The organism is Mesorhizobium sp. Primo-A (assembly GCF_003997175.1).
Lineage (GTDB): Bacteria > Pseudomonadota > Alphaproteobacteria > Rhizobiales > Rhizobiaceae > Mesorhizobium > Mesorhizobium ciceri.
Window position 1 is genome coordinate 1 of the sequence record NZ_RZTG01000041.1, and the last position, 8,588, is coordinate 8,588.

Genomic DNA, 8,588 nt, shown 5'->3' on the forward strand with positions numbered 1-8,588 from the left:
GCTGCTCGTTGGACCGGGTCTGGACCGCCCTGGTATAGTCGACCGAGAACCCGATGGCGGTGATGATGGGCGCCAGCATGAAAACAAACAACGGGGCCATCGAACCGTCATGGGAACGCGCGAACCGGTCTACAATTCAGACGTGGGAGCATTTCTGAGCGGCTCAGACCGCCACCGAGTGCCTGGCTTTGCCGGTTTCAAGATATTTGTCGAACTTCGCTGCGATGCTTCTGACAAAGGGCCGGCTTTCCGCCGGCACGACGAAGCGGTCACCATCAAGTTCAAGCAACCGCGCCGGATCATGAAGGGCCGTGGAACTTGCCTTCAGCAGAAGCCTCTGGCCGGCTTTGCCAAAACGCTCCACCAGCTCGATGGCTGAGAAGGCGAAATCACACATCAGCCTCTCGATGATCCAGCCGCGGACGCGGTCGTCGTCGGAAAGCGCGATGCCGCGGACAGCCGCCAGCCCACCGTCTGAGACCATGCGTCCATACTCCGTGTTCGATGGCATATTCTGCACATAGCCTTGGCGAAATTGACTGATGGACGATGGGCCGAGGCCGATCAAGGTTTCGCAGCGATCCTCGGTATAGCCTTGGAAATTCCGGCGCAAGCAGCCGGTTCGGGCCGCTACAGCCAACGCATCGTTGGGCTTGGCGAAATGGTCGAAGCCGACGGGCTCATACCCCGCGTTCAGCATAAGACACGCGGCCAGTTGTGATTGAGCAAGGCGCTGTGCCGGACCAGGCAACCATGCCTCGTCGATCATCGTCTGATGCTTCTTGAACCAGGGTACATGCGCGTAGCCAAACAACGCCATCCGATCCGGTTCCAGGGTCAGTGCCTGCGCGACGGTTGAGGAGACGCTCTCCCTGGTCTGGTGCGGCAAGCCGTAGAGCAGGTCCAGATTGACCGATTCGACGCCGCGCGAACGAACGCCATCGATGACCGCTTTGGTCTGCAAAAAGCTTTGCTCGCGGTTAATTGCCTTTTGTACCTTCAGGTCAAAGTCCTGGACGCCGAGGCTCGCCCGGGTCATGCCGATCTCGGCCAGCGCATCAAGACGGGCGTCGTCCATATCATTGGGATCGATTTCGACGCTGATCTTGGCGTCCGGAAGGAAATCGAAGCTGGCCCGCAATGCTTTCCCCAGCACCACCATGTCCTCGGACTTCAGCATCGTCGGAGAGCCGCCACCGAAGTGGATGGCGCGCACGCCAGCCTTGCCGCCGACAATACGGGCAACGGTGGCGATCTCGGCGTGCAACGAGCGGAGATAGGCAGTTACCGGCTCATAGTGACGTGTTTGCTTGGTGTGGCAGGCACAGAACCAGCAGAGTCTGTCGCAGAAGGGAATATGCAGATAGAGTGAAATCTCGTCGCCGTTCTCCAGCGCCTCCAGCCAGCCTCGACAGATAGTGGCATCGACCCCCGGATGGAAATGCGGCGCGGTCGGATAGCTCGTGTAGCGCGGCACGTTCTCGCCAAGTCTGGCAGCTAGTTCCGGTCGCATCTCGCCATTCCTGTGGTTGCATGGCCCGGAAAATGACCGCAACGGCACGCCGATACCTTGATTTCGGTCAAAGCCTTTGCACCGGACAAACTGCCACAAGGCTTTTTCAATGGCCGATGCTTATCTTGCCGATACCCTGGATCCTCGGACGATCGTGATGACAGTGCGTCAGGATGTTCATAGTGCCGGTATTCCCGTGCTTTGCCAATCCTGCGAGGCAAGGCATCGCGGCATTTGCGGTGCCCTTGATCCCGATCAATTGGTCGGGCTCGCCAAGACCTCGTCAAAGCACACCGTTGAACCGGGGTCAGAACTGATGGGCGACGCCGAAACCGTCGACAGCTATTCCAACGTGCTTTCCGGCGTCGTGAAGCTGACGAAGAGCCTTTCGGACGGGCGCCAGCAGATTGTCGCGCTTCAGTTTGCCCCCGATTTTCTGGGACGGCCGTTCAAGGTGGAAAGCGTGATCAACGCGGTAGCGGCAACGGCCGTCTCCCTGTGTTCGTTTCCAAGGGCTTCCGTCGAAAGGATGATGAGGGAGTCGCCGGATCTCGAGCACCGCCTGCTCAAGCAGACGCTGAACGAACTCGACGATGCACGCGACTGGATGGTCACGCTGGGACGCAAGACCGCTGCGGAAAAAGTGGCGAGCTTTCTGCTGATGATTGCCAGAAACATCGATCCCACGCTCGATCCAAACACCAATCCGACGAGCTTCGAACTGCCTCTCACACGTGCCGACATCGCCGATTTCCTCGGCCTGACAATCGAGACGGTGAGCCGCCAGTTGACCCGGCTGCGGACAGACGGCGTGATCCGGATCGACAACAACCGCCATGTGACTGTGGACAGCCTTGCCCGGTTGGCGAGCCGCTCCGGAGCCTAGAGTAATTCCAGGAAAAGGCTGAAACAGTTTTCCGTCCGGAATTGCGTCAACTCTAGTCTCGATCGACGATCCCGATCATCGGCAGGACATGCTCGCGTTCAAACACGATGTGCCGGCGCAGATTCTCGAACAGGCCGCGCAACATGAACCCGAGGGCTTCGGGGTTTTCGACCGCCTCGCCATGACCGATGGCCAGCAGAATTTCGGTCACCTCACCGCCAACGCATTCGTCTTCCATATGTTCGGCCCGCAATCGCCGGGTTGAGGCAAGGTTCGCATTGCTGCTGACCACGGCATCCTCGTAGGCGGGAAAGATGACCGTCTCTTCGTATTGATCAATGTTGCGCAGCAGCGGAACGATCGCGTTGGCCGCGCCGAGACACTCCAGGCGATCGACGCCGGGCAAGGCGCCCGCCATTCTTTCCAGGGCGTCGCAGAGCTGCAGCTTTTCCCTGTGCGCGCGCTTCATCACCGCGGCTGGACCACTTCCCTGCTGGATCGATCAGTCGGTGCGGGATTTTCATCGCCTGCTTCGAACAGCGACGATCCCAGCCCCTTCTTCCGGCTCAAGGGCGGCCTCCGAGTGCAAGACCACGCTGCCCACTCAGAAGGGGCTGGGCTTTGACATGGATCAAGGCGGCGACAACGCGACTGCTGAATTGGTGTCTATGCGGATTGGCGTCCGCGCATCGGAATCCGAGGTCGGGGATAGCTCATGAAGTTCGGCACGCAAATCTTCGTTTTGAGCCTTTTCACATTTGCAGCCCTGGTGGCCGCGGGCTTCGGCGTGGACCAGCCCTTTCGACAGCATATGTGGGTGCTGTTTTTTGTGTTGCTTGGTTTTGTCGCCATCCTCATCCGCAACACGAATTTCGAGGTGGCCGCTCCGATTGACCCATCCGCTTACATGGATGGTCCAATCCGCTACGGCGCCATCGCCACCATGTTCTGGGGTGTCGTCGGCATGCTTGTCGGCGTGGTCATCGCGCTGCAGCTTGCCTACCCCGATCTCAACATCCAGCCCTGGTTCAACTTCGGCCGTTTGCGGCCGCTGCATACGTCCGGAGTGGTCTTCGCATTCGGCGGCAACGCATTGCTTTGCACGTCATTGTACGTCGTGCAACGCACCTGTCGCGCGCGCCTGTTCGGCGGCGATCTCGCCTGGTTCGTGTTCTGGGGTTACCAGCTTTTCATTGTCATGGCCGCGACCGGCTATCTGCTCGGCATCACCGAGAGCCGGGAATACGCCGAACCCGAATGGTACGTGGACATCTGGCTGACCATCGTCTGGGTCGCCTATCTGATCTTGTTCCTTGGCACGATCTTCAAGCGCAAGGAACCGCACATCTACGTCGCCAACTGGTTTTACCTCTCCTTCATCGTGACCATCGCGATGCTGCATGTGATCAACAACCTGTCGATGCCGGCCTCGTTCCTGGGCTCAAAGAGTTACTCCGCCTTTTCCGGGGTCCAGGACGCCCTGACGCAATGGTGGTATGGCCACAACGCCGTCGGCTTCTTCCTCACTGCCGGCTTCCTCGGCATGATGTATTACTTCGTGCCCAAGCAGGCGAACCGGCCGGTCTATTCCTATCGGCTGTCGATCATCCATTTCTGGGCGATCATCTTTCTCTACATCTGGGCCGGGCCGCATCACCTGCACTACACCGCCCTGCCCGATTGGGCGCAGACGCTCGGCATGGTGTTCTCGATCATGCTGTGGATGCCGTCATGGGGTGGCATGATCAACGGCCTGATGACGCTGTCCGGCGCCTGGGACAAGCTGCGCACAGACCCCATCATCCGTATGATGGTGATGGCCATCGCCTTCTACGGCATGTCGACCTTCGAAGGTCCGATGATGTCGATCAAGACGGTCAACTCGCTGTCGCATTACACCGACTGGACCATTGGCCACGTGCACTCCGGTGCGCTCGGCTGGGTCGGCATGATCTCGTTCGGCGCAATCTACTTCATGGTGCCGAAGCTCTGGAACCGTGAGCGGCTCTACTCGCTGAGGCTCGTCACCTGGCACTTCTGGCTGGCGACCCTGGGGATCGTTGTCTACGCCGCCGTCATGTGGGTTTCCGGCGTCATGCAGGGCCTGATGTGGCGTGAATACGACGAGCAGGGCTTCCTGGTCTATTCCTTCGCCGAAACCGTGGCCGCCATGCATCCCTACTATCTCATGCGCGCCATTGGCGGGGCAATGTATCTCTCCGGCGCCCTGATCATGGCCTGGAACATCGCCATGACCATCCTCGGATACCAGCGCGAGGAGGAGCCGATGCCCGGCTCTGTTCCCGCCCTTCAGCCTGCCGAATAAGGAGCCAGACAATGGGCTTGATGGACAGACACGCACTCATCGAGAAGAACGCCACGCTTCTTCTCGTTGGCTCTCTTCTTGTGGTGACCGTCGGCGGCATCGTCGAGATCGCACCGCTCTTCTATCTCGACAACACGATCGAGAAGGTGGAAGGCATGCGCCCCTATTCGCCGCTCGAACTTGTCGGGCGCAACATCTATGTGCGCGAGGGCTGCTACCTCTGCCACAGCCAGATGATCAGGCCGTTCCGCGACGAAGTCGAGCGCTACGGTCACTACAGCCTGGCTGCCGAGTCGATGTACGATCATCCTTTCCAGTGGGGATCGAAGCGTACCGGGCCGGACCTCGCCAGAGTTGGCGACCGCTACTCGAATCTGTGGCATGTCGAGCATCTCACGGATCCGCGTTCGGTGGTGCCGGAATCGATCATGCCGAGCTACGCGTTCCTCAAAGACACGCCGATCGAGGTGGAGGACTTCTCGACGCATCTGGTTGCCAACAGGCGTGTCGGTGTCCCCTACAGCGATGACATGATCGCCCGCGCCAATGCCGACCTGATGGCGCAAGCCGATCCCAACGCCGACACGTCCGGCCTCGAAGCCCGCTACCCCAAAGCCAAGATCGGCGACTTCGACGGCAACCCGCAACAGGTCACCGAAATGGATGCCCTTGTCGCTTATCTCCAGATGCTCGGCACGCTGGTCGATTTCAAGAACTACGATGAAGCCGCGGGCTATCGCTGAGGGAGTTCTACCCATGGATTACAATTTGATGCGAGAGTTTGCCGACAGCTGGGGCCTGGTCGCCATGGCGCTTTTCTTTGTCGGCGCGACTGCCTTCGCGCTCCGCCCCGGCAGCCGCAAGCTGGCCGACGAAGCTGCCCGGATTCCCCTTGAGGACGAGTGATCATGAGCGACGAGCATATCGATGAAATCTCCGGCGTCTCGACCACCGGCCACGAATGGGATGGCATCCGGGAACTGAACAACCCGCTTCCCAGATGGTGGGTCATCACGTTTTACATCACCATTGTCTGGGCCATCGGCTACACCATCGCCTATCCGGCATGGCCCCTGCTGCACTCGGCGACGAAGGGTTTGCTCGGCTATTCCAGCCGCAACGAAGTCAGGAACGAGCTGACTGCGGCTGAAGCCGCCAAGGGCAAATACATCTCGGCGGTGGCGTCCAAGAGCGTCTCGGAGATCGCCGCGGACGATGGCCTGCGCGAATTCGCAATCGCCGCCGGTGGCGCCGCTTTCAAGGTCAATTGCGTACAATGTCATGGCTCCGGCGCCCAAGGTTCCAAGGGCTTTCCCAATCTCAACGACGACGACTGGCTGTGGGGCGGCAAGGCCGAGCAGATCCAGCAGACGATTATGCACGGCATCCGCTTTGCGTCCGATGCGGAGACGCGCCTGTCGGAAATGCCTGCCTTTGGCGACATCATAACCACTGACCAGATCGCTCAGGTTAGCACCTATGTCGCCAGCCTGTCGGGAAAGGTCCAGGATGCCAGCCTCGTCGAGCCCGGCGCCAAGGTCTTTGCCGAAAATTGCGTGGCCTGTCATGGCGACAATGCAAAAGGCAACAAGGAGCTCGGGGCGCCCGACCTGACCGATGCGATCTGGCTCTATGGATCCGGTGAGACAGCCATCGCCGCACAGGTCCGTGCGCCAAAACAGGGCGTCATGCCGGCCTGGGGCGCACGCCTGGGCGAGACCAAGGTCAAGGAACTCGCCGTCTATATCCATTCGCTTGGTGGTGGGGAATAGGAAGCGGGGACCTGTTCCCACCCTTCGCCAGCCAAGCGACGAGGCCCGGCCATGCCGGGCCTCGACCTATATTCGGCACCGGTAATTGACTTGCATCAACGCGCCTGCCCCCGCCCCGCGCCAAGACTTGCCTACGCTGGCAGCCTGGGCATGGGCAGATTGTCGCCTGCGCGAGTGGAGATGCATGTGCTGGACAATACGCAGGTAGAGCGGCTCGAAGCCGAAGCGGCCAATTCCGCCAAGGTGCGCCAGCCGATGTATGCCGCGCGCAAGAAGATATTCCCGAAACGGGCAACAGGGAACTTTCGTCGGTTCAAGTGGCTGGTGATGGCGATCACACTCGGTATCTACTACCTGACACAGTGGTTGCGATGGGACCGTGGCCCGTTCGCCCCGGACCAGGCCGTGCTGCTCGATCTCGCCAACCGGCGCTTCTACTTCTTCTTCATCGAGATCTGGCCGCAGGAATTCTACTATGTGGCCGGCCTTCTGATCATGGCCGGCGTCGGTCTTTTCCTGATCACGTCGACTATCGGTCGCGCCTGGTGCGGCTATACATGTCCGCAGACTGTATGGGTCGATCTGTTTCTGGTCGTCGAGCGCGCCATCGAGGGTGATCGCAACGCACGCATGAAACTCGATGCCGGCCCATGGACCGCCCGCAAGCTTGCGCTGCGGGCATCGAAACACGCCATCTGGCTGGGCATAGGGGCGGCGACGGGCGGCGCCTGGATCTTCTATTTTGCCGATGCGCCGACGCTGGTTGGCGAACTCTTTACCGGCACCGCGGCACCCGTTGCCTACATCACCGTCGCCGTGCTGACGGCCACGACCTATACGTTCGGCGGGCTGATGCGCGAACAGGTCTGCACCTACATGTGCCCATGGCCACGCATCCAGGCGGCCATGCTCGACGAAAGTTCGCTCACCGTCACCTACAATGACTGGCGCGGCGAACCGCGTTCGCGTCATGCCAAGTCGGTGCAAGCCGCGGGACAGTCGGTCGGCGACTGCGTCGACTGCAATGCCTGTGTCGCGGTCTGCCCGATGGGGATCGACATTCGCGACGGCCAGCAGCTCGAATGCATCACCTGCGCGCTTTGCATCGACGCCTGCGACGGCGTCATGGGCAAGCTCGGCAGGGAACGCGGACTGATTTCCTACGCAACGCTCTCCGATTACAACGCCAACATGATGCTGGCGACCGCGGGCGGCTCCAGTTCAGTCAACCCGTCGCTGGTCAGGACCGCTGATGGCCTGTTCTCCGACAAGGTGGCGCATTTCCATGTCAGCAAGATCTTCCGGCCACGCACCTACGTCTACATGGGTCTGTGGTCGCTGATCGGCCTGGGTCTGCTCTATTCGCTGCTGACGCGCGACAGGCTCGAAGTCAATGTGCTGCACGACCGCAATCCGCAATTCGTACCGTTGTCCGACGGCTCGATCCGCAACGGCTACACCGTCAAACTGCTCAACATGATCCCCGAGCCGCGGATCATTGTTGTCACCATGCAGGGCTTGCAAGGAGGCGAAATGAGCGTGGTCGGGGACGACATCAAGGCGGGTCGCTCCTTTGCCATCCCGGTCGAGCCCGATCGCCTGAAAATGCTGAAGGTCTTCGTGCGCCAGCCGGCCGACCAAATCCGTGGCGCAGCGCAAACCTTCACGTTCCGTGTCGAGGACAAGTCGAGCTTCGAGGCGGACGAATACACCGCCACCTTCAACGCGCCGGAGATCGCCAGATGACCGCTAACGCTGAAAAAACCCGCGAATTCACCGGCAGGCACATGCTGTTCACCATCCTTGCCTTCTTCGGCGTGGTCATCGCGGTCAATCTGACGATGGCCACGCTCGCCAACACCAGTTGGACCGGCCTTGTCGTCGAGAACACCTATGTGGCGAGCCAGCAATTCAACAAGAAGGCCGAGGAGGGTCGCGCGCAAGCAGCCCTTGGCTGGACCGGCAGGCTGACCATCGCATGGGGCGAAGTTCGCTATGGCCTCACCGACGCCGCCGGCAAGCCGGTTCCCTTGCATGGCGTCAAGGTGCTGTTTCGCCATCCCGCCTACGAGAAAGAGGACAAGTCGGTCA

General features: G+C 60.4%; 10 protein-coding genes. 7 read left to right on the forward strand and 3 right to left on the reverse strand.

The window, feature by feature from the left end; translation table 11 throughout:
• Together EOC83_RS32330 and hemN are read right to left on the reverse strand one after the other, a co-directional pair.
• Positions 1-100: pilus assembly protein TadG-related protein (locus EOC83_RS32330; protein WP_164762434.1), on the reverse strand; the 100-nt coding region annotated here is incomplete at its 3' end.
• A 63-nt stretch (positions 101-163) separates the two neighbouring features.
• Entirely contained in the window at positions 164-1,513 is a 1,350-nt protein-coding gene (gene hemN, locus EOC83_RS32335) for an oxygen-independent coproporphyrinogen III oxidase (RefSeq protein WP_063170484.1), read from the reverse strand.
• A 157-nt stretch (positions 1,514-1,670) separates the two neighbouring features.
• Here hemN and EOC83_RS32340 point away from each other — a divergent pair, with 157 nt between their 5' ends.
• Positions 1,671-2,399, forward strand: coding sequence for a Crp/Fnr family transcriptional regulator (locus EOC83_RS32340; protein ID WP_063170859.1), 729 nt, complete (start codon positions 1,671-1,673; stop codon positions 2,397-2,399).
• 52 nt (positions 2,400-2,451) lie between these two features.
• On the opposite strand, the gene EOC83_RS32345 is transcribed toward EOC83_RS32340, so the two are convergent.
• Positions 2,452-2,868: a hemerythrin domain-containing protein gene (locus tag EOC83_RS32345; protein ID WP_013525003.1), complete on the reverse strand. Its 417-nt coding sequence runs from the start codon at positions 2,866-2,868 to the stop codon at positions 2,452-2,454.
• 246 nt (positions 2,869-3,114) lie between these two features.
• Between EOC83_RS32345 and ccoN the strand changes: the two genes are divergently transcribed.
• The 6 genes from ccoN to EOC83_RS32375 form a co-directional block, all read left to right on the forward strand.
• Positions 3,115-4,725, forward strand: coding sequence for a cytochrome-c oxidase, cbb3-type subunit I (gene ccoN / locus EOC83_RS32350; RefSeq protein ID WP_013525002.1), 1,611 nt, complete (start codon positions 3,115-3,117; stop codon positions 4,723-4,725).
• 11 nt (positions 4,726-4,736) lie between these two features.
• Positions 4,737-5,468 carry a cytochrome-c oxidase, cbb3-type subunit II gene (gene ccoO / locus EOC83_RS32355; RefSeq protein WP_013525001.1) on the forward strand — a complete coding sequence of 244 codons (732 nt, stop codon included), beginning with the start codon at positions 4,737-4,739 and terminating at the stop codon, positions 5,466-5,468.
• A gap of 13 nt (positions 5,469-5,481) precedes the next feature.
• Entirely contained in the window at positions 5,482-5,631 is a 150-nt protein-coding gene (locus EOC83_RS32360) for a CcoQ/FixQ family Cbb3-type cytochrome c oxidase assembly chaperone (RefSeq protein WP_013525000.1), read from the forward strand.
• 2 nt (positions 5,632-5,633) lie between these two features.
• Positions 5,634-6,497, forward strand: coding sequence for a cytochrome-c oxidase, cbb3-type subunit III (gene ccoP, locus EOC83_RS32365; protein ID WP_063170485.1), 864 nt, complete (start codon positions 5,634-5,636; stop codon positions 6,495-6,497).
• A 186-nt stretch (positions 6,498-6,683) separates the two neighbouring features.
• Positions 6,684-8,243, forward strand: a complete 1,560-nt coding sequence (ccoG, locus tag EOC83_RS32370; RefSeq protein ID WP_063170860.1) for a cytochrome c oxidase accessory protein CcoG — start codon at positions 6,684-6,686, stop codon at positions 8,241-8,243.
• Positions 8,240-8,588 (forward strand): FixH family protein (locus tag EOC83_RS32375; RefSeq protein WP_127326040.1); only part of this gene is annotated, 349 nt, incomplete at its 3' end. The genes ccoG and EOC83_RS32375, both read left to right, overlap by 4 nt.

Bases quoted from the DNA above. Each gene is read 5' to 3' on its own strand.
- ccoN (WP_013525002.1), top strand. From the start codon at position 3,115: ATGAAGTTCGGCACGCAAATCTTCGTTTTGAGCCTTTTCACATTTGCA.
- EOC83_RS32340 (WP_063170859.1), top strand. From the start codon at position 1,671: ATGACAGTGCGTCAGGATGTTCATAGTGCCGGTATTCCCGTGCTTTGC.
- EOC83_RS32345 (WP_013525003.1), bottom strand. From the start codon at position 2,868: ATGAAGCGCGCGCACAGGGAAAAGCTGCAGCTCTGCGACGCCCTGGAA.
- ccoO (WP_013525001.1), top strand. From the start codon at position 4,737: ATGGGCTTGATGGACAGACACGCACTCATCGAGAAGAACGCCACGCTT.
- ccoP (WP_063170485.1), top strand. From the start codon at position 5,634: ATGAGCGACGAGCATATCGATGAAATCTCCGGCGTCTCGACCACCGGC.
- EOC83_RS32360 (WP_013525000.1), top strand. From the start codon at position 5,482: ATGGATTACAATTTGATGCGAGAGTTTGCCGACAGCTGGGGCCTGGTC.
- hemN (WP_063170484.1), bottom strand. From the start codon at position 1,513: ATGCGACCGGAACTAGCTGCCAGACTTGGCGAGAACGTGCCGCGCTAC.